At 50.4% G+C, this 18,921-nt stretch carries 17 protein-coding genes and 2 pseudogenes; 10 read left to right on the forward strand and 9 right to left on the reverse strand.

Features of this window, described 5'->3' with window-relative positions; translation table 11 throughout:
* Positions 1-163, forward strand: a pseudogene (locus tag HQ50_RS11400) (IS5/IS1182 family transposase); the annotation flags it as partial.
* A gap of 10 nt (positions 164-173) precedes the next feature.
* On the opposite strand, the pseudogene HQ50_RS10795 reads toward HQ50_RS11400, so the two are convergent.
* From HQ50_RS10795 to HQ50_RS12615, 9 genes and pseudogenes are all read right to left on the reverse strand, one after another.
* Positions 174-389 (reverse strand): annotated as a pseudogene (locus tag HQ50_RS10795) (IS982 family transposase); the annotation flags it as partial.
* A gap of 266 nt (positions 390-655) precedes the next feature.
* Complete coding sequence (locus HQ50_RS07165; protein WP_039429363.1) at positions 656-2,467, reverse strand: gamma-glutamyl-gamma-aminobutyrate hydrolase family protein; 1,812 nt, start codon at positions 2,465-2,467, stop codon at positions 656-658.
* On the reverse strand, positions 2,460-4,424 hold the full coding sequence (gyrB, locus tag HQ50_RS07170; RefSeq protein ID WP_018964978.1) for a DNA topoisomerase (ATP-hydrolyzing) subunit B: 1,965 nt from the start codon (positions 4,422-4,424) through the stop codon (positions 2,460-2,462). The genes HQ50_RS07165 and gyrB overlap by 8 nt, the downstream gene beginning before the upstream one ends.
* Before the next feature lie 57 nt (positions 4,425-4,481).
* Complete coding sequence (mazG, locus tag HQ50_RS07175) at positions 4,482-5,267, reverse strand: nucleoside triphosphate pyrophosphohydrolase (RefSeq protein WP_018964979.1); 786 nt, start codon at positions 5,265-5,267, stop codon at positions 4,482-4,484.
* A 17-nt stretch (positions 5,268-5,284) separates the two neighbouring features.
* A complete protein-coding gene (locus HQ50_RS07180; protein ID WP_052074914.1) occupies positions 5,285-7,351 on the reverse strand; it encodes a cytochrome c biogenesis protein CcdA in 2,067 nt (688 codons plus the stop codon).
* A gap of 36 nt (positions 7,352-7,387) precedes the next feature.
* The gene (locus HQ50_RS07185; protein WP_039429366.1) at positions 7,388-8,362 is read right to left on the reverse strand and encodes a pseudouridine synthase; all 975 of its coding nucleotides are present in this window, start codon (positions 8,360-8,362) and stop codon (positions 7,388-7,390) included.
* 19 nt (positions 8,363-8,381) lie between these two features.
* Positions 8,382-8,744 (reverse strand): hypothetical protein, encoded by a 363-nt coding sequence (locus tag HQ50_RS07190; RefSeq protein WP_018964982.1) that lies wholly within the window; start codon positions 8,742-8,744, stop codon positions 8,382-8,384.
* Positions 8,745-8,766: 22 nt separating this feature from the next.
* On the reverse strand, positions 8,767-9,117 hold the full coding sequence (locus HQ50_RS07195) for a septum formation initiator family protein (RefSeq protein ID WP_039429367.1): 351 nt from the start codon (positions 9,115-9,117) through the stop codon (positions 8,767-8,769).
* 226 nt (positions 9,118-9,343) lie between these two features.
* On the reverse strand, positions 9,344-9,511 hold the full coding sequence (locus HQ50_RS12615) for a DUF1661 domain-containing protein (RefSeq protein ID WP_235315070.1): 168 nt from the start codon (positions 9,509-9,511) through the stop codon (positions 9,344-9,346).
* Here HQ50_RS12615 and HQ50_RS10380 point away from each other — a divergent pair.
* The 9 genes from HQ50_RS10380 (at position 9,441) to murD (ending at position 18,917) form a co-directional block, all read left to right on the forward strand.
* On the forward strand, positions 9,441-9,590 hold the full coding sequence (locus HQ50_RS10380) for a hypothetical protein (RefSeq protein WP_369684610.1): 150 nt from the start codon (positions 9,441-9,443) through the stop codon (positions 9,588-9,590). The genes HQ50_RS12615 and HQ50_RS10380 overlap by 71 nt on opposite strands.
* A gap of 323 nt (positions 9,591-9,913) precedes the next feature.
* Entirely contained in the window at positions 9,914-10,384 is a 471-nt protein-coding gene (gene greA / locus HQ50_RS07205) for a transcription elongation factor GreA (RefSeq protein ID WP_018964985.1), read from the forward strand.
* 18 nt (positions 10,385-10,402) lie between these two features.
* On the forward strand, positions 10,403-10,792 hold the full coding sequence (locus HQ50_RS07210; protein ID WP_018964986.1) for an HIT family protein: 390 nt from the start codon (positions 10,403-10,405) through the stop codon (positions 10,790-10,792).
* A gap of 377 nt (positions 10,793-11,169) precedes the next feature.
* A complete protein-coding gene (gene rsmH / locus HQ50_RS07215) occupies positions 11,170-12,105 on the forward strand; it encodes a 16S rRNA (cytosine(1402)-N(4))-methyltransferase RsmH (protein WP_039429370.1) in 936 nt (311 codons plus the stop codon).
* Positions 12,105-12,578 carry an FtsL-like putative cell division protein gene (locus tag HQ50_RS07220; protein ID WP_039419404.1) on the forward strand — a complete coding sequence of 158 codons (474 nt, stop codon included), beginning with the start codon at positions 12,105-12,107 and terminating at the stop codon, positions 12,576-12,578. Before rsmH ends, HQ50_RS07220 begins: the two co-directional genes overlap by 1 nt.
* A 9-nt stretch (positions 12,579-12,587) precedes the next feature.
* Positions 12,588-14,789, forward strand: a complete 2,202-nt coding sequence (locus tag HQ50_RS07225) for a penicillin-binding protein (protein WP_039429371.1) — start codon at positions 12,588-12,590, stop codon at positions 14,787-14,789.
* A gap of 10 nt (positions 14,790-14,799) precedes the next feature.
* On the forward strand, positions 14,800-16,263 hold the full coding sequence (locus HQ50_RS07230; RefSeq protein WP_039429372.1) for a UDP-N-acetylmuramoyl-L-alanyl-D-glutamate--2,6-diaminopimelate ligase: 1,464 nt from the start codon (positions 14,800-14,802) through the stop codon (positions 16,261-16,263).
* Between the two features lie 14 nt (positions 16,264-16,277).
* Positions 16,278-17,537, forward strand: coding sequence for a phospho-N-acetylmuramoyl-pentapeptide-transferase (gene mraY, locus HQ50_RS07235; protein ID WP_018964991.1), 1,260 nt, complete (start codon positions 16,278-16,280; stop codon positions 17,535-17,537).
* A gap of 27 nt (positions 17,538-17,564) precedes the next feature.
* The gene (gene murD, locus HQ50_RS07240) at positions 17,565-18,917 is read left to right on the forward strand and encodes a UDP-N-acetylmuramoyl-L-alanine--D-glutamate ligase (RefSeq protein ID WP_039422032.1); all 1,353 of its coding nucleotides are present in this window, start codon (positions 17,565-17,567) and stop codon (positions 18,915-18,917) included.
* The last annotated feature ends 4 nt before the right edge of the window (positions 18,918-18,921 follow it).

The raw sequence follows: 18,921 nt of genomic DNA on the forward strand, positions 1-18,921 counted from the left end.
TTACAAGGGATTGGCTGGGGATGCTGTGAACATACTACTGGCAGCAGCTGCTTACAACTTCAAAAGAGCCATGAGAGCTCTTTTGTATCTGCTCAAAATGATAAGCGAAAAGCTAAGCGAGAGACCATCGATGAATGACTTCTCTCTTGCAAATGCTTTTTAAGGGACGACTACATATTGAGAAATGCTATCAACTTGAAGCCCACCCTGCTTTGCAGCTCTACAAAGCGATTATAAGAGAGAAGAAGTGGAAACTCGGATCGACAAGAGTGGGTGGTATGAAGATAAAAAGCTTTCAAATCTCGGTATTTTGACAGATGAAACGGGACCAGAACAGTCATGACCTCACTGTCCGACATCTTAAACTTTCTGTTCCTCCGCTTTTTGCTCTTTTTGAGATCCTTTCGGACAAGGGTAACGAGTAACAAAAAAAGATCGCCTTAAAAACAAAAACCCGCCCTGCGCAATAAGCACAGGTCGGGATCTCGCAATCTAAAGAATGTCTCCCGACAGCCTTCGATCTTCTTGTTAACCTTAAAATCTAATACTATTATGAAAAAACCACGATGCAAAGATAGAGGTTATTTTCACATTTGCAAATAATTGTACACCAAAATCGAATCTTTGGCAGCTAAAACGCGCCGAAAGACTACATCTAGTGACACTTTGATCTTTCTTGCACATCGTGCATTACTCGAAGAAAATTTTCGCCCCAAAGTAGCTTGAGTTGATCCGAAGTATAGCCACGACGTAGAAGTTCGACAGTCAGATTGATCAGGTCATTGGCTCCCCTACAGCCGACTAACTCCCCATCTCCATCGAAATCAGAACCGATACCTACGTGCTCGATGCCCAACAACCTGACGAGGTAGTCGATATGGTCTGCAGCATGCCGCACAGAAGCCTCTTCCTCCTGCTCGAAGATGAATCCGGCATAGAGGCAAACCTGAACCACTCCTCCATTGCGGGCTATGGCGAGGGCTTCTTCGTCTGTCAGGTTGCGTGCATGATCGCATAGGGCGCGAGCCGAAGAGTGACTGGCCACGATCGGGGCAGTACTGATTTGAAGGACATCACGAACGGTGGTAGGAGCCGTATGGGATACATCCACCATAATCCCCAACCGATTCATTTCCCGAACGACCTCCCGACCAAAGTCACTCAGGCCGTTATGCTCATGCTTGCTCTTACGCGCAGAGTCGCATATATCGTTGTCGCCATTATGGCAGAGCGTGATATAGCAGACTCCCATGTCACGAAATCGCTCGATATTAGCCAACTCTTTGCCTATGGCATAGCCGTTTTCTATGCCGGGTATAATGGCACGCAAACCTCTACGTTTAGCCTCCCGCACTTCTTCAGGATTGGTCGCCAACATCAGACTTTCGGGATGCAAGAGCACTTGGGAACGAATAGCCTCCAGTTTCTCCGTAGCGTAGTCCGTAGCCTGTTTCAGTGAGGCATCATCGCGCTCGCCCTGCGGAAGATAGGCAACCATGACACAGGCATCGACAAGTCCTTCGCACATCTTGGGGCCATCAACCAGCGTATTTCCTCTCTTCATAAAATCGAATTCCGGACAGAAGTGCATGGGCGTGTCCACATGCGAATCCAACACAATTACGGATCGGTGCACCGCTTTGGCTCGGGCAAAGAGAGATGCCTCGGCGACCAAATGATCGAACAATTTCTGCTGACGGGTGTCTCCTCCGGCATAGGCCATTTGCTCCGGATGCCACTGTACCGACAGGATAGGCTTCTCCGGATAGGCCTCCATAGCTTCGATAATGCCATCGGATGAAAGGGCTGTCACGCGGAAAGGTTTCGGTGCTCTACTGACTGCCTGATGATGCAGGCTATTGACTTGTATTGATTTGCCATCGCTCAGGCCAAGTACCCGAGCCAATACGGAATCACCTTGCAAGCGGACTTGGTGTGCTGCAGACGATATGGGGATTTTCGGATTATGCCCCAGCGGATTTTCCAACCGGGCATATATGTCCTGATACATCCCTCCACCGAAAGCTGTCGCAAGGAGTTGATGCCCCCGACAGATACCGAGGATCGGCACATTGCGGCGTGAGGCTTCGGCCACCAATAGCAGTTCGCTCCGATCTCGCTCAGGATTGACTTCGCCCAGTGTGGGGATCGGGTCTTCTCCCAGATAGGAAGGGAGCAAATCGTCTCCACCGGAAAGAATCAGTCCATCGATGAGCGTGGCATAATGGCGTATAGTCCTCATATCCGCAGTCAGAGGAATAAGTAGAGGCAAACCGCCGGCACGGATCACGGACTCGGTATAGGCTCTGGCGATACACGAGCCGGAGGCATTGTAATTGGCCGTCAAGCCGATAACAGGCCGAGAAGGAGACTCTCCTCCCTCAAAAGCTTGCGGCGCACCGTCAAGCTCTTCATAGAGCTGTCGGAGCGCCGCAGGATAGTACTGATAGTTCTTAGGACTAAGCATCTATTCTTGCATAAGTAGCATTTTCTTCTATAAACTCCCTGCGCGGACCCACCTCATCTCCCATCAGCATGGAGAATATGGCGTCTGCTTCAGCAGCATTCTCGATCGTCACCTTACGAAGCGTCCTCTTCTCCGGATCCATCGTCGTCTCCCAAAGCTGTTCCTCGTTCATCTCACCAAGACCCTTGTAACGCTGTACATGCACACGGCTTTCATTACCATCGGCATAACGGTCGATAAACGCTTGCCGCTGCTGCTCCGTCCAGCAATACTCCTGTTCTTTCCCCTTCTTGCAAAGGTAGAGAGGAGGAGTAGCGATGAAGACATAGCCGTTTTCTATAAGCGTACGCATATTCCTGAAGAAGAACGTAAGGATGAGCGTAGCGATATGACTACCGTCCACATCAGCATCGGTCATGATCACCACCTTATGATAGCGAAGTTTGGAGAGATTGAGGGCTTTACTGTCCTCTTCCGTTCCGATCGTCACCCCCAAAGCAGTATATATGTTGCGGATTTCTTCGCTTTCGAATACCTTGTGCTGCATGGCTTTCTCCACATTGAGGATCTTTCCTCTCAGCGGCAAGATAGCCTGAAACTCACGGTCGCGTCCTTGCTTGGCGGTTCCACCGGCCGAATCACCCTCGACGAGGAAGAGTTCGCACTGCTCCGGATCTTTGGAAGAGCAGTCGGCCAGCTTACCCGGCAGTCCTCCACCGGACAAGGGCGATTTGCGCTGCACCATTTCGCGAGCCTTACGGGCTGCCTGACGAGCGGTTGCTGCCAATACGACTTTATCCACTATCAACTTAGCTTCTTTCGGATGCTCCTCCAGATAGTATTCGAGAGCTTCGCTTACAGCCATATCGACTGCACCGGTCACTTCATTATTGCCGAGCTTGGTCTTGGTCTGACCTTCGAACTGCGGTTCGGCCACCTTGATGCTGATCACGGCAGTCAGCCCCTCACGGAAGTCGTCGCCGGTGATCTCCACCTTCACCTTATCCAAAAGCTTGGAGTCCGTGGCATACTTCTTCAAAGTTCGAGTAAGTCCACGACGGAATCCGGCCAAGTGCGTACCGCCTTCGATCGTATTGATGTCATTGACGTAGCTATATACATTCTCCAGATAGGAAGTATTGTATGTCATGGCTACCTCCACGGGGATCCCTTGCTTCTCGGTAACGATGTGGATAACGTTGTCCACCAGTGGTTCTTTCATACGGTCGAGGTGACGGACAAACTCCTTCAGCCCTTCTTCCGAATAGAATACATCTTGCTTATAACCGCTACCGTCTTCCTTGATTATTCGCTTATCCGTCAGCGAAAGAGTGATCCCCGCATTCAGATAGGAAAGCTCACGAAGGCGTTTGGCCAGTATCGAATATTGGTATTCCGTAACAGAGAAAATAGAGCTGTCCGGCTTGAACTGAATAGTTGTCCCCGTACGATCCGTGGAGCCTATCACCTCCACATCGTGCAACGGTTTGCCACAGCTGAATTCCTGCATATGGATCTTCCCGTCACGATGCACCTCAGCACGCAAATACGTGGAAAGCGCATTCACACAGGAAACACCCACTCCGTGCAAACCTCCGGAGACCTTGTATGAACCCTTGTCAAACTTACCTCCGGCATGCAGTACGGTCAAAACCACTTCGAGAGCACTCTTACCTTCTTTCTCGTGATAGTCCACCGGAATACCGCGACCATTGTCACGAACCGTAATGGAGTTATCTTCTTCTATGATTACCTCTACATTGTCGCAGTATCCGGCCAAAGCTTCGTCTATCGAGTTGTCCACAACTTCATAGACCAGATGGTGCAATCCCTTTTCGCTGATGTCACCTATATACATGGCCGGTCGCTTGCGGACAGCTTCCAAGCCTTCCAATACTTGGATATTGCTGGCTGAATATTCCGATGCCGAGGTATTCTTTTTAATGTCTTCGTTCATTATAGTAATAATGCTAAATCGTGCTTACAAAGATAGCTTTTTCCCCTTGGAACGAGGTTAGAATCCTTTCTGCTTTGCCTCATTCCACAGCGCATCCATCTCAGAAAGAGTCATGTCTTTGAGGGCTTTGCCCTGCTGTCCGGCTCGCATCTCCACATAGGAGAAACGGCTGTCGAATTTTCTATTGGTACGTTCGAGAGCATTATCCGGATTGATACCATAAAGACGGGCAGCATTCACCACGGCAAAGAGCAAGTCCCCGAATTCTGCCTCCATGGCATCGGTATCTTCAGAGGCAATAGCTCCTCGGACTTCGTTCAGCTCCTCGTCCACCTTCGGCCATACGTGCTCTCGCTGCTCCCAGTCGAAGCCTACGCCGGCAGCTTTCTCCTGCATGCGATAGCTCTTCACCAAAGCGGGAAGAGACTTCGGCACACCGGCGAGAACGGACTTGTTCCCATCCTTTTCTCGGAGTTTGAGTTGCTCCCAGTTGCGTACCACTTCGGCAGCATTTTCCACCTGCACATCGCCGTAAATATGCGGATGCCGATAGATCAGCTTGTCGCAGAGGGCATGGCAGACCGAAGCAATATCGAACTGGCCTTTTTCCTCTCCTATCTTGGCATAGAAAGTCACGTGCAGCAGGACATCGCCAAGCTCCTTGCGAATCTCGTCCGGACACTCGCCCAGAAGAGCTTCGCTCAGCTCATAGACCTCTTCTATTGTATTTGTTCGAAGGCTTTCGTTCGTCTGTTTCCGATCCCACGGACACTGCTCTCGCAACGTATCCAAGACATCCAGCAGACGGCCGAAAGCCTCCAACTTCTCAGCGCGTGTATGCATCGCCTGATGAAAAACGATTACTTGTTTTTGCGCTTTTTGAATTCTTGCAAACCACCTTTCAGGAAGTCTACGTACTGAGGTACATCCTCATTATATGAGTAAGATGCACTCAGGGGCTTGCCTTCGTGGTCAATTGCCACATAGAAAGGCTGAGCATTGGCTCCGAACTTGTGGCTCTGGAGGTAACTCCACTTGTCGCCTACGGTGCGGAGAGTCTTCTCTTTACCATCGAAAACGATGGTCAGGGGTTCGGCCAGAGGCTTCTTCTCATCCACCATCAGGGTAATGAGCACATAGTCCTTTTCCAACATGCTCTTTACCGTAGGATCGATCCATACGGCGTTCTCCATCTTTCTACAGTTCACGCAGCCATGGCCGGAGAAGTCGAGGAGCACAGGCTTGTTCTCCTGACGAGCAAAAGCCATACCGGCCTCATAATCCGTAAAGTGAGCATGAACTTCGCCACTATAAAGATTGAAGTCCTGCGTGTGGAGCGGTGGTGCAAAGGCACTCACGGCCTTGAGCGGAGCACCCCACAAGCCGGGGATCATATACACGGCAAAGGCCAAAGAAACGGTAGCCATCATAAAACGCGGCACAGAGAGATACGGCCATTCGCTATCATGACTGAAACGAATCCATCCCAAGAGATAGCAACCGAGCAGAGCGAAAATGACAATCCAGAGAGCGAGGAAGGTCTCACGGTCGAGAATATGCCAGCCGTAGGCCAAGTCCGCCACGGAAAGGAACTTGAGAGCAAGCGCCAATTCGAGGAAGCCGAGTACCACCTTCACCATATTCAACCATCCTCCGCTCTTAGGCATGCCCTGCAACCAGCTGGGGAAGACGGCAAAAAGGGTAAAGGGCAAAGCCAATGAAGTGGCAAAGCCAAGCATACCCATGGCCGGAGCCAGTTTGGAGCCGGCCGTAGCGGCCTGTACCAAAAGTGTACCGATAATAGGACCGGTACATGAGAAAGACACCAAAGCCAGCGTAAAGGCCATGAAGAAAATACTGAGCAAACCGGTCGTAGAGTCCGCCTTACTGTCCAGTTTGTTAGTCCAAGAAGACGGCAACACCAGCTCGAATGCTCCGAAGAAAGAGATGGCGAAGACTACCAGCAGCAGGAAGAATATGATGTTGAAGACCGCATTCGTAGCCAAACTATTCAGAGAATTGACACCGAAAATACCCGTGATGAGCAAGCCGAGCACCACGTAGATAACGATAATGGAAGCACCATAGGTAAAGGCATCCCTTACGGCTTTCTTCTTGTCCTTATTGCGCTTGAGGAAGAAGCTCACCGTCATCGGGATCATAGGCCATACGCAAGGAGTAAGCAAAGCGACAAAACCATAGAGGAAACCGTAGAGGAAAATCTTCCAGGGAGCACTCTCCGCCTGTTTGAGCGTATCATCGCCGTATGCACGCAGTTCGCTCACAACCGGCGTCCACAGGTCTGCTTTGGACGAAAGAGCATCGGCAGCATCGGCCTGCGATGCGGTATCCGCTGCAGCCTCAGCAGCAACCGCTTCGGCAGCCATATCAGCTTCTGCGGCCTCTGCTTCGGTAATAGGAGCTGCCGCCTTGCTCTTGATCATCGAAGCATCGAAAGAGAAGTCGCTCGTTTCGGGAGGCAGACAGTTTTCATCATTACAAGCCATGAAGCGGACACCACCCTTGATAGAGAACTTGGCAGGATCCGTCACCTGAATTTTCTGGCGGAAAGAGACAGTCTTCTCATACCACCTCAGATTCATTTCGAACTGCTTGTCGTATTGGTCGATGGGAGTTTTGTCGGGAGTAGCCTTACCGACCAGTTTGGCTCCTGTCATCTTATCGAACAGAAACTCCGTAGATGTAGGGCCATCCTCGGGAAGGTTCTGGTCATAAAGGTGCCATCCGGATTTGATCGTCGCCGTAAACACCAATGTTTTCTCGGGCGTATCGCTGTCCTGCAAAGAGGTCTTCCAAACGACTACGTCCTTGATAATCTGGGCAGATGCCCCAATGGGCAACATAGAGAGAAACAGGAGGGTTAAAGCTACCGTCCATTTGCTGTTTCTGAGGTTCATGTTTGTCATTATTATATGTTGGATTATTAAAATTTAGTCAGGTACCTATTTGGAACGCGTTTTCTTCTTCGATATTGTTTCGATTGCTGCAGAACCCTCTTCGATATGCATCAGCCTGCGAAAGAGCTTGGACAAAGGCAGCTTGTATTCCTGCGTCTCACCGGTTTCCGGATGGCGGAATACGAAGCGCGTCCCCTGCAGAGCCAGGCAATCCAGATGGCGGAAAGAACTACCCTGCCGCCAATCGCCTGCGATCGGGATCCCCAGCTGCCCCATCTGCCGACGGAGCTGATTGTTCCGACCACTCAGTAGTGTTACCTCCACGAGCGAGCATACCGGTCCCCGACGAATGACTTTGTAACGAGCCGTTCCGGCCGAATCGCCGGAGGGTGCTTCGGGCACGATGCGAGACTGCTTGCCCTTGGTCGGCATTTGATGTCGAGGAGCATCCAGTGTACCTTCGGCATCGGGCATATCCCCTTCGATGGCTATCACGAAACGCTGCTCCAATACCACCTTCTGCCACTTGTCCACCACGAAGGCCTGCACTTTTTTGCTCTTGGCAAAAAGCACCATTCCGGCAGAGTCTTTGTCCAGCCTGTTCAGCATAAAGATCTTCAGCTCGGGGTCGTATTGCTTGAGATGATTGCTAACAATACGCAGAGCAGTCCTATCCTTATTGACACCACTGGCTACGGTGGACACACCGGCTTTCTTCTCGATCAGAACGAAATAATCGTCCTGCCAGATGATGCGCACCAAAGGGTGGCGAAGCTCTTCCGGTAGCTGTGTCCGATGTACGACAACCTTGTCGCCGACTTTCAGTTCCGCATCGTGTCGTGTGGTGGGTATGCCATTGACGGAAACACGCCGCCCCGTCAAGATCTGCTTGACGGCTGTGCGACTATTATCCTTCAGTATGCCAATGAGAAATGGCAAAAGGGTGTCTTCTTCTCTGACCTCGAAGACCTTGTCCGACTGACGCCTCAGGCGTGGCGACCGACTTTTGGAGGGTTGCATATTTCGTTAGTGAAGAGTCTTATTTCTTCTTTTTATCTTGCTCCCCTTGTCCTTTCTTAAAAAGCAAAAGCAAGGAGGCATAAATCATATAGACGACGCCGATGGAAAAAAACAGGAGCCAAAGCGAATCCTCTCTTATAAATACCAATACGGCAGAAACAACAAAGAATGCTCCGGAAAGGACATTCATCCTATAGAGTCTTCGCGTGCGAGTATCCAAATCCGCGACAGGGGACAGAGCATAGGACAGCAAGTAGAGCACTGCGCCCAAAGCATAGAGATAATCTCCGGGTGCAAAGCGCACCAGCCTGCATGCTGCCCCGAATATCAAAAAGAGGCTGCCGACGCGGTAGCTTATTTCGCGAATTTGCTGCGGATTCATCCCTATCTGCCTATTTCATTAATTATTGATTGCGGACGCTGTCCCTGATCAGGAAAATGATTTCCTCGGGACGCTTCATCAGATACAACTCTCGGGCCGTATGCTCGATTCCTTGTTTGTTGGCTCGGATTTCTTCCAGACGCACACTGTCCTGATGATAGCGTTCCTTTACCTCTCGTAGTTCTTTCCTTAGGTTGTTGATACGGCTTTTGTAGCGAATCTGCTTACTGATATTGGCATCGCCGAAAACAAACGTCACCAAAAAGAAGAAGCCGATTACCACCAGGTACTTGACGTACCAATGACGACTCCACCAGGCTAAGATGCGCTGCTTCTTATTGTTGAGACTTGCTATTTTGTCACGAATACCCATGATGCCGCATACTTTTGGATGAGACTTGCAAATATACCACTTTTCCCAAATTCCATTTCAGGCAAGGAGCTCGGCAGCTTAAAATTTCGAGCACTAGCGCAAGGCACAGTTCGTTCGGACGTAGAAAAGATCGAGAGTACGGAGACTTACGCCCGACAGAAGACAAAAATCCCCACACTTCGACAGGAATCCGAAGTTCCCCGAGCCTCCGTACCCCTTTGGACATTTACGAGCGAGATTTTTTCGATTCGTGCGCCGAAAAAACGTGGCGCGTAAAAATTTTTGTTTTGGTTCGGGAAGTAAAAAATTCTCGCGCCAAAACGATTTTTTTCTCGCGCGAGTTTTCGCGAAAACACGTGCCGCAAGTCGACCGTTTTTGGCTCGAAAAAATCATTTTCATCTTTCGGGCTAACCGTCCCATTTCCCATCCTTTATCGAAAGACAACTACAAGGAGAAGAAGTTCGATCTTTGATCGATCAGAAGGGTCTGCGCGAATCGGTAGAAGCGTCTCCACTGCCCGATTAAGAGAGGAGGAAGCAGAGGCTCCAAGCAGACTTGCAGGAAGTCGGATCAGGGGTCAACCGGAGGGCTAAAGTCGCTCATATAAGAAAGATTACTATCTTTGCAGCGGACGCGAAATTGCGCAAATAGCCAAAGCAAAGGACAGTGAGAGTTCCGGAGACATTCCATATATATGGGTATCTTCCGGGCTTCTTTTTTAGCTTTGGGTGAGAATGGCTGCCGAGAGCAGCATGAAGGATTGTTTTTCTAAACTAACACCACGCACAAGAAAGTATGGCATACAATTATATTACACAGGAAGGATACGATAAGATTTTGGCCGAACTGGCCGAACTCGAAAGCGTACAGCGTCCCGAGATCTCTCGGCAGATAGCAGAAGCACGCGACAAGGGCGATCTATCCGAAAACGCCGAGTACGATGCAGCAAAGGAAGCTCAAGGGATCCTCGAGACGAAGATTGCACAGCTAAAAGGGCTGATCGCCAACGCCCGTATCATCGACGAATCGCAAGTAAGTACCGAAAGCGTTCAGATACTGAACAAGGTGACGATCAAGAACGTGAAGACGGGTGCCGTGATGGCCTATACCCTCGTCTCGGACTCGGAAGCCAACCTGAGAGAAAACAAAATCTCCGTGAATACGCCTATCGCGCAAGGTCTGATGGGTAAGAAAATCGGCGATGCGGTTTCGATCAAGGTACCGAGCGGACTGGTGGAATTCGAGATTATAGACATTAGTTTATAAACACAAAAAGTTTGTTCCATGACTATTTTCAGCCGTATCATCGCAGGTGAAATTCCTTGCCACAAGATTGCCGAGAGCGATAAGTTCTTCGCTTTTCTCGACATCAATCCCCTTGCCCACGGGCATACTTTGGTCGTACCCAAACAAGAGGTGGACTACATCTTCGACATGAACGATGCTGATCTGAGTGAGATGACCATCTTCGCCAAACGGGTGGCTGCCGCCATCAAGCGCGCTTTCCCCTGCCGGAAAGTGGGGATGACGGTGATAGGCCTCGAAGTGCCTCATGCACATATCCACCTGGTACCGATGCAGTCGGAGGTAGATATGCACTTCGGGCGCCAAAAGCTAACGCCCTCGCAGGAAGAGCTGGCTGCAGCCGCAGAGAAAATCCGTGCTGCATTCTGATCGACCGACACACCACTCAGCGCAAAACAAAGGCTATGCCCTGTAAGAGTAGCAGTACTCTCGCAGGGCATTCTCTTTATTTGCATGTCAGCCATCAAAAATTTCTGTAAGTGCGATAGCACCCGTCATGGATATTTGGGGATTGAATCTGCACGAGCACAACTGCAGAAAGCCGTCGAGGTGCAGAAACGGCAGTATTTGCACACATTTTTCCGTCAAAGTTTTTCAACATTTCCTCCTCGATATATACCCTTCGGTGTTGATAAGTTTTTGGTCTCATCTGCATGATTTTTCCTCTTGTTTATACGTTATTGGCTAACTTTGGAGCGTGGTATAGCAAACGATCGCAAGCGAAGATTTAGGAGAGACAAACCAGTATGCATAATCCTGAGAAAGAGACTGTTTATCATATTCCGGTGATGCTTGATGAGTGTTTGGAAGGATTGCGAATCGATCCCGACGGATGCTATGTCGATGTCACATTCGGAGGAGGGGGACATTCCCGTGCCATCGTGGAGCGATTGAGTTCCAATGGGCGGCTGTACGGATTCGATCAGGATGCCGATGCGTGCCGGAATATCCTACAAGACGAGCGCTTCGTCTTCGTCCCTTCGAACTTTCGCTACCTCGCCAACTTTATGGATTATTACGGAGAGGATGGAGTCGATGGCATATTGGCAGATCTCGGTGTATCGTCGCACCACTTCGATGAGGAAGAGCGCGGATTCAGCTTCCGTTCGGAAAGCCCTCTGTTGGATATGAGGATGAATGCTCGTGCCGGCCGAAATGCTGCCACCATCCTGAACGAATACGATGCCTCGTCCCTGTCCGACCTCTTCTATCATTATGGTGAACTGAAGCAGGCACGCCGCCTTGCGGCATCCATCGTCCGTCACAGGGAGTCCCTTTCCGGCGGACTGCAAACCGTGGGACAACTCCTGGAGGCCGTGCGCAGTCTCGTCTCTCCGCGAGAAGAGAAGAAACAGCTTGCTTGTATCTTCCAAGCATTGCGCATCGAAGTGAACGATGAGCTGGGAGCCTTGGAACAGATGCTCAGAGCAGCACTCGGTTGTCTGCGAAGCGGTGGACGACTTGTCGTAATGACGTACCATTCGCTTGAGGACAGGATGGTCAAGAACTTTCTCCGCTACGGAACCGTAAAGGCACCTGACGAAGATGCTTTACGACTGTACGGAGCACCGCAAAGCCCTTGGCGACACATCACCCGTAAGCCCCTGACGGCATCGACGAAGGAGCTGTCCGACAATCCTCGTGCAAGAAGTGCCAAACTACGAATAGCAGAAAAAATATAATGGAAGAGACTACTAAAAACAATATCGACGAAGGGGAGGACATCCTATGCGAGCAAGAAGGGGTCTCTCCTGAGCGGGAGACCTCGACAGAAGAGGAAGCACCTCTTCGGGATGCTTACACGGCGACTTCAACGAAGAAAAATAGCTTTTGGAGCTTGATGGGAGGGTCTTTCATCGAGCATCCTTGGATAGCCAGCAACTGGAAGTTGGGACTGGTCATCGTTCTGATGTCTGTGATCAACATTTGGAACGGATACGAAGCCATCGAGCAGGTGCGCGAGATAGGCCGGCTCGAGGAGCAGGTGAAGGACTACCGCTATCGTGCCCTGTTCAAAGCCTCTGAGGTAACCGCCATGAGTCAGAAGCTAAATGTGGAAAAAGCCATACAGGCCCAAAACCTGGAGCTGACGCTCTCGCAGACCCCACCTTACATCCTCTATCGTCCGGTCGATAAAGATCAACGCAAGAAATAGACTACCGGCATGAAACAGGAAGAGAGGAACAATCCCGTAACCAATAAGGCTGTACGTCGCTACCGTATCGTAGGGGCCTTGATGATTCTGGTCTTGCTCGTAGTATTCGGCAAGATTCTGAAGACGATTTTTGTCGAAGGAGACAGATGGCGTGCTATCGGGGAGACTCTTCATCGACCTGAACCGGTAGACTTGGCACCCATCCGCGGCAACATATACGCTGCGGACGGACGAGCCGTGGCCATAACGGCTCCTTACTTCCGTCTTTACTTCGACTTCCAAGCCGATCCGCTCAAATCAATCAAAAAGGATAGCCTAAACAAGCTTCTCGATACGCTGGCACACAACATCAGCCGGAAGCTCTCCAACCAATACGAAAAGATAAAGCCGGCCGACCTGAAAAAGAAATGGAAGCAAGGCATGGCCAAGAAGAGTCGCTATTGGCCCGTGATCAATCGGGATATATCCTACCTGCAAATGAAAGAGCTGTACGATATGGCTCCCTTGGCACGTGTGCCTCGCAAAGGCCTTGGCCCCATACCGAGAAGCATACGTCCGGAGGAGAAAGCCAAGCGAATGATGCCGTTCGGCTCATTGGGCAGTCGTACCATCGGTAGCGTTTACGGATCGATGGACGGAGGCCTGTCGCAAGGGAAGAACGGCATAGAGCTGTTCTACGACAAGCAACTCAGAGGCGAGACGGGCAAGGCCAGCCGCGTCTATGTAGGAGGCAGAAGAATACTGAATACGATACAGTCGCCGAAGCGCGGTTGCGATGTCTACACCACCCTCGATATGGATATGCAGAGCATAGTTGAGGTAGAGCTGCGCAACAAGCTCGAAGAGGTAGAGGGAGAGAGTGGAACAGCCATACTGATGGAGGTAGCCACGGGACAGGTGAAGGCTATTACCAATTTGCAACGCACATCGTCCGGCGGATATATCGAATCCAAGAACTACGCCGTGGCAGACATGTCAGAACCCGGCTCTACGTTTAAGACCGTTTCGATGATGGTTGCCCTTGATGCCGGTATAGTACATCCGGAGGACATCATCGAAACGGGCAACGGCCTCTTCTCCGTAGGCAAGCGTACAGTCAGGGACCATAATGCCCACAAAGGCGGATATGGTCCCATTACGGCAGCTCAGACCATTTGGTACTCAAGTAACGTAGGCGTAGCCAAAATCATTCTGAAAGGTTTCGCTCACGATCCAGACAAATACGTGGAGGCCGTGAGGCGAACTGGTATCACGGACAAGTTCCGGCTGGAAATACCCGGCGAAGCGCCGGCCGTAGTACGCAAGCGTGCGGACAACCCCGACCGCTGGTACGGCACGACCCTGGCATGGATGTCGTTCGGATACGAGACTCAGATTCCACCGATCCACACATTGGCCTTCTACAACGCCATCGCCAATGGGGGCAAGATGATGCGTCCTTACTTCGTAACGAAAGTGATGGATAGAGGGGAGATCGTACAGGAGCATCAGCCGGTAGTACTGCGCGATTCCATTTGCAAGCACTCTACACTTGTGGCCATACAGGATATGCTCTCGAACGTAGTAGCCAAGGGAACCGGTTCGCCGGTCAAAAGCCCCACAGTAAACATCAGCGGAAAGACCGGTACAGCACAGATCTCTCAAGGCAAGAGTGGCTATCGAGCCGGCGGCACGATGCACTTGGTATCTTTCTGCGGATACTTCCCCTCCGAAAATCCCAAGTACACCTGTATGGTGGTTGTACGAGGCCCCCGTGGCGTATATCCCTCCGGTGGGGGAATCTCCGGCGTGGTAGTCAAGCAGATAGCGGAAAAACTACTGGCGATACAGGAGCCGGAACCATTCGACACAGTAAGCCCACAACCGGAGATCAAGCATCTGCCTGCTGTACGTGCCGGACAGCGCGAGCCAATCGTCTCAGCATTGAAGTCTTTGAATCTGCCCGTCAAGTCAGCATCCGAGACCGACAAAAACCAGTGGGTACGCGCCACGGAGGAGAGCGGACGCATAAGTCTGAAGCCTTTGCCGGCTATCAAACGCGGTATAATGCCCGATGTCCGTGGCCTATCGGCACAGGATGCTCTATATATGCTACAACTCTCTGGACTGAGAGTGAAGACAAATGGATGGGGGCATGTAGTGGCCCAATCCTTACCGTATGGTTCTAAGGTGACAGTGGGGCAGACTGTTGTCATCGACTTATCTATGTAAAGAACAAGGAATGAAACTCGAACAATACCTCTCGGAGTTGCGCCCGATAGCTGTCATAGGAGATACCAAACAGGAGATCACGGATATTGCATCCGATTCCCGCAAGGCTACCGTCGGCACGCTCTTTGTAGCCATTCGTGGCACACAGACAGATGGACATATCTACATACCTCAAGCCCTTACACAAGGCTGCCGAGTTTTTGTCGTGGAGGACCTTCCGGAAGAAAAGCCTGAAGGATGCTGCTTTATCCAAGTGTCCGATACGGCCGAAGCCTTAGCCTCATTGGCCTCGGCACACTACGGGCATCCATCGCGCCACCTGACTCTGGTGGGCGTGACGGGTACGAATGGTAAGACCACCGTAGCAACCCTGCTGCACAGACTCTTCCGAAAAATGGGCTATAAAGTCGGTCTCGTGAGTACCGTCTGCAACTATGTAGATGACTTGTCCGAACCGACCACTCACACCACACCGGATCCATTGGCATTGAATGCTCTTTTCCGTCGAATGGTAGATGCAGGTTGCGAATATGCTTTTATGGAGGTTAGCTCTCATGCAGCGGCACAAAAGAGAATCGGTGCTCTTGACTTCGACGGCGGAATCTTCACGAATCTCACTCGTGACCATCTTGACTATCACGGTTCCGTACCGGAATATCTGCGAGCCAAAAAAAGTTTTTTCGATGGCCTCGGTGCTCAAGCTTTCGCTCTGGTCAATGCCGATGATAAGAACGGCCTCGTAATGGCACAGAACACCCAAGCACGTGTGTGTACCTATGCACTCAAGAGCATCGCAAACTATCGAGCCAAGATAGTAGAAAGGCATATCGACGGCATGGATATGTACGTGGATGATAGAGAAGTCTTTGTCCGTCTGGTAGGGGATTTCAATGCCTACAACCTACTATGCGTGTACGGCACCGCCTGCGAATTGGGACAGGACAAGGAAGAAGTGCTGCGTATCCTCTCCGAATTGACTTCCGTGGACGGCCGTTTCCAGGCATTCACCGCACAGGATGGCTATGTGGCCATCGTGGACTATGCACATACGCCGGATGCACTGATCAACGTATTGGACACCATACGACCATTGGCAAAATCGCACAAGGTGATCACAGTGGTAGGAGCAGGAGGCAATAGGGACAAAGGCAAGCGTCCGATGATGGCTAAGGAGGCAGCCCGCAGGAGCGAACGTCTGATCCTGACATCGGACAATCCGCGCGATGAAGAGCCTCAAGAGATAATCCAAGAAATGGCTGCCGGACTTTCGACAGAAGACAGGAAGAAAACGCTGCTCATTACCGATCGGGCGGAAGCCATCCGCACGGCCTGCATGCTGGCAGAGAAGGGTGACTTTGTTTTGATAGCCGGCAAAGGTCATGAAACTTATCAGGAAATCAAGGGCATCAAACACCATTTCGACGATCGCGAAGTGGTCTGCGATGCCATGTCGAAAGATCGTATCGTTCAATAAACTCTATAGACATCATGCTGTATTATCTGTTTGACTATCTCGAAAAACTGCACCTCCCCGGAGCGCGACTGTTTCACTATGTATCGTTTCGGTCCGCGGTAGCCATTATCTTGGCATTATTGCTTGCCACCGTTATCGGCAACCGAATCATCGAAAAACTGCGAAAGGCACAGATAGGCGAGACTATCCGTGATCTGGGGTTGGAAGGCCAGCTCAGCAAGAAAGGAACGCCCACGATGGGAGGCCTGATCATTATCATCTCCATTCTGATCCCCACCCTATTGTTGGCTCGTCTTGATAATGTATATATCCTGCTTATGATCGTCACCACCGTCCTGCTCGGCTCATTAGGCTTCTTGGATGACTATATCAAGGTTTTCCGCAAGAAGAAAGAGGGCTTGCACGGGCGTTACAAAATAATCGGACAGGTGGGACTGGGTTTCATCATCGGGATAGTACTGTATATGAATCCTGCCGTAGTGATAAAAGAAAACACCGAGGTGCTTCGGGACGGACAGGTGGAGCGAGTACACTACAATAAACAGGAAGTAAAATCGACCAAGACCACAATCCCCTTCGTCAAGAACAACAACTTCGACTATGCCGATTTACTTCCCTTCAAAGGCAAGACTAAAGTGGTATTCGGTTGGATTCTCTTCGTATGTGTTGCCGTGCTGGTAGTGACATTTATCTCCAACTGCGCCAATCTGACTGACGGGTTGGACGGATTGGCTACAGGCTCCTCCGCTATTATCGGAGTCGTACTGGCCATTTTTGCCTATGTCTCCTCCCACATCGAGATGGCATCATATCTGAATATCATGTTTATCCCGGGTGCAGAGGAACTGACCATTTTTGCCTCTGCTTTCGTCGGTGCCACTATTGGCTTCTTGTGGTACAATGCTTATCCGGCACAGGTATTTATGGGAGACACGGGTAGTCTTACTTTGGGAGGGATCATCGCAGTTTTCGCTCTGATCATTCGCAAAGAGATGCTACTGCCGATTCTCTGCTTCGTGTTCATCATAGAGGGCCTTTCCGTTATGATTCAGGTATTTTATTTCAAGCTGACGAAACGAAGGACTGGCGAAGGGAAACGCATTTTCAAGATGACCCCCCTGCATCACCACTTCCAAAAGCAGGGCAATGCCGGTATAGATGCATGGCTACAGAAGCCTTTGCACGCGATTCCCGAATCGAAGATCACCGTTCGTTTTTGGCTCGTGGGGATCATCATGGCTGCAATTACTATAGCCACACTTAAGATGCGATAATAAATAAAAGAAAAACGAACTGGGAAGATGGAGCAATTAAAATATGATATAGTCGTTCTCGGAGCAGGAGAAAGCGGAATAGGTGCTGCGCTTTTGGCACAGGCCAAAGGTCTGAGTGTATTTGTATCCGACTACGGAAAGATAGCCCCGAAATACAAGGAAGAGTTGGAGCGGTATGCCATACCTTACGAAGAGGGACAGCATACGGAGGAGATAATCCTCCAAGCGGGAGAACTCATCAAAAGCCCGGGCATCCCCGACACGGCACCGATTATCCGCCAAGCCCTTGCCAAAGGGATAGGAATCGTATCTGAAATAGAATTTGCCGGACGTTACACCGATGCTTTCATGGTGTGCATCACTGGTAGCAATGGCAAGACAACGACCACAATGTGGTTGTACAACCTGCTTTGCAAAGCAGGTTTAGACGTCGGTTTGGCAGGCAATGTCGGTTTTAGTCTGGCCAGACAGGTGGCTTTCGACCCGCATCCTTATTATGTAATAGAGTTGAGCAGCTTTCAGCTGGACAATATGTACGACTTCAGGGCTAATGTGGCCATTCTGCTCAACATTACACCGGATCATTTAGATCGATACGATCACCGATTCGAACTTTATGCGGAAGCGAAAATGAGAATCACACAGAACCAACAGCCCGAGGATTGCTTCATCTATTGGGAGGACGATGCTTTTATCAGCCAATGGGTGGCGGAACATCATCCTACTGCTCGCTGTATGCCGTTTGCCATGGAAGCTCGAACAGAAAATACGACTGCTTGGATCAATGAAAAGAACGAATTGGTTGTCATGAATCTTAACTCACCTTTTGTTATGGACGAGGAACTTCTGGCTCTGTCCGGCATGCATAACAGACACAATGCTATGGCAACGGCCATTGCAGCCAAGGCTATGGATATTAAGAATGAAGATATCCGAGAAGCCTTACAGGACTTCAAAAACGTACCACATCGACTGGAAAAGATTGCACGCGTCAAAGGTGTCGATTACATCAACGACTCCAAGGCGACGAACGTCAATTCCACCTGGTATGCTCTGGAGAGTATGAAAACCAAAGTAATCCTCATTATGGGAGGCACGGACAAAGGGAACGACTACACAGATATAGAAGATCTGGTACTATCCAAGGTAGACGGCCTTATCTTCCTCGGAGTAGACAACGAGAAGCTACATAAGTTCTTCGATGGCAAGATCAGGCGAATTGCGGATGCACGTTCAATGCACGAAGCTGTTTCGCTTGCATACAAGATGGCATCCAAAGGAGATACGGTACTTCTTTCCCCTGCCTGTGCAAGCTTCGATCTTTTCCGGAACTATGAGGATCGCGGGGATCAGTTTCGGAAAGAGGTATTGAATCTATGAGATA

It is taken from the genome of Porphyromonas sp. COT-052 OH4946 (assembly GCF_000765965.1).
Taxonomy (GTDB): domain Bacteria; phylum Bacteroidota; class Bacteroidia; order Bacteroidales; family Porphyromonadaceae; genus Porphyromonas; species Porphyromonas gulae.

Excerpts from the sequence above, each read along its gene's own strand:
- HQ50_RS07165 (WP_039429363.1), bottom strand. The coding sequence starts at position 2,467 with ATGCTTAGTCCTAAGAACTATCAGTACTATCCTGCGGCGCTCCGACAG.
- gyrB (WP_018964978.1), bottom strand. The coding sequence starts at position 4,424 with ATGAACGAAGACATTAAAAAGAATACCTCGGCATCGGAATATTCAGCC.
- mazG (WP_018964979.1), bottom strand. The coding sequence starts at position 5,267 with ATGCATACACGCGCTGAGAAGTTGGAGGCTTTCGGCCGTCTGCTGGAT.
- HQ50_RS07180 (WP_052074914.1), bottom strand. The coding sequence starts at position 7,351 with ATGACAAACATGAACCTCAGAAACAGCAAATGGACGGTAGCTTTAACC.
- HQ50_RS07185 (WP_039429366.1), bottom strand. The coding sequence starts at position 8,362 with ATGCAACCCTCCAAAAGTCGGTCGCCACGCCTGAGGCGTCAGTCGGAC.
- HQ50_RS07190 (WP_018964982.1), bottom strand. The coding sequence starts at position 8,744 with ATGAATCCGCAGCAAATTCGCGAAATAAGCTACCGCGTCGGCAGCCTC.
- HQ50_RS07195 (WP_039429367.1), bottom strand. The coding sequence starts at position 9,117 with ATGGGTATTCGTGACAAAATAGCAAGTCTCAACAATAAGAAGCAGCGC.
- HQ50_RS12615 (WP_235315070.1), bottom strand. The coding sequence starts at position 9,511 with ATGATTTTTTCGAGCCAAAAACGGTCGACTTGCGGCACGTGTTTTCGC.
- greA (WP_018964985.1), top strand. The coding sequence starts at position 9,914 with ATGGCATACAATTATATTACACAGGAAGGATACGATAAGATTTTGGCC.
- HQ50_RS07210 (WP_018964986.1), top strand. The coding sequence starts at position 10,403 with ATGACTATTTTCAGCCGTATCATCGCAGGTGAAATTCCTTGCCACAAG.
- rsmH (WP_039429370.1), top strand. The coding sequence starts at position 11,170 with ATGCATAATCCTGAGAAAGAGACTGTTTATCATATTCCGGTGATGCTT.
- HQ50_RS07220 (WP_039419404.1), top strand. The coding sequence starts at position 12,105 with ATGGAAGAGACTACTAAAAACAATATCGACGAAGGGGAGGACATCCTA.
- HQ50_RS07225 (WP_039429371.1), top strand. The coding sequence starts at position 12,588 with ATGAAACAGGAAGAGAGGAACAATCCCGTAACCAATAAGGCTGTACGT.
- HQ50_RS07230 (WP_039429372.1), top strand. The coding sequence starts at position 14,800 with ATGAAACTCGAACAATACCTCTCGGAGTTGCGCCCGATAGCTGTCATA.
- mraY (WP_018964991.1), top strand. The coding sequence starts at position 16,278 with ATGCTGTATTATCTGTTTGACTATCTCGAAAAACTGCACCTCCCCGGA.
- murD (WP_039422032.1), top strand. The coding sequence starts at position 17,565 with ATGGAGCAATTAAAATATGATATAGTCGTTCTCGGAGCAGGAGAAAGC.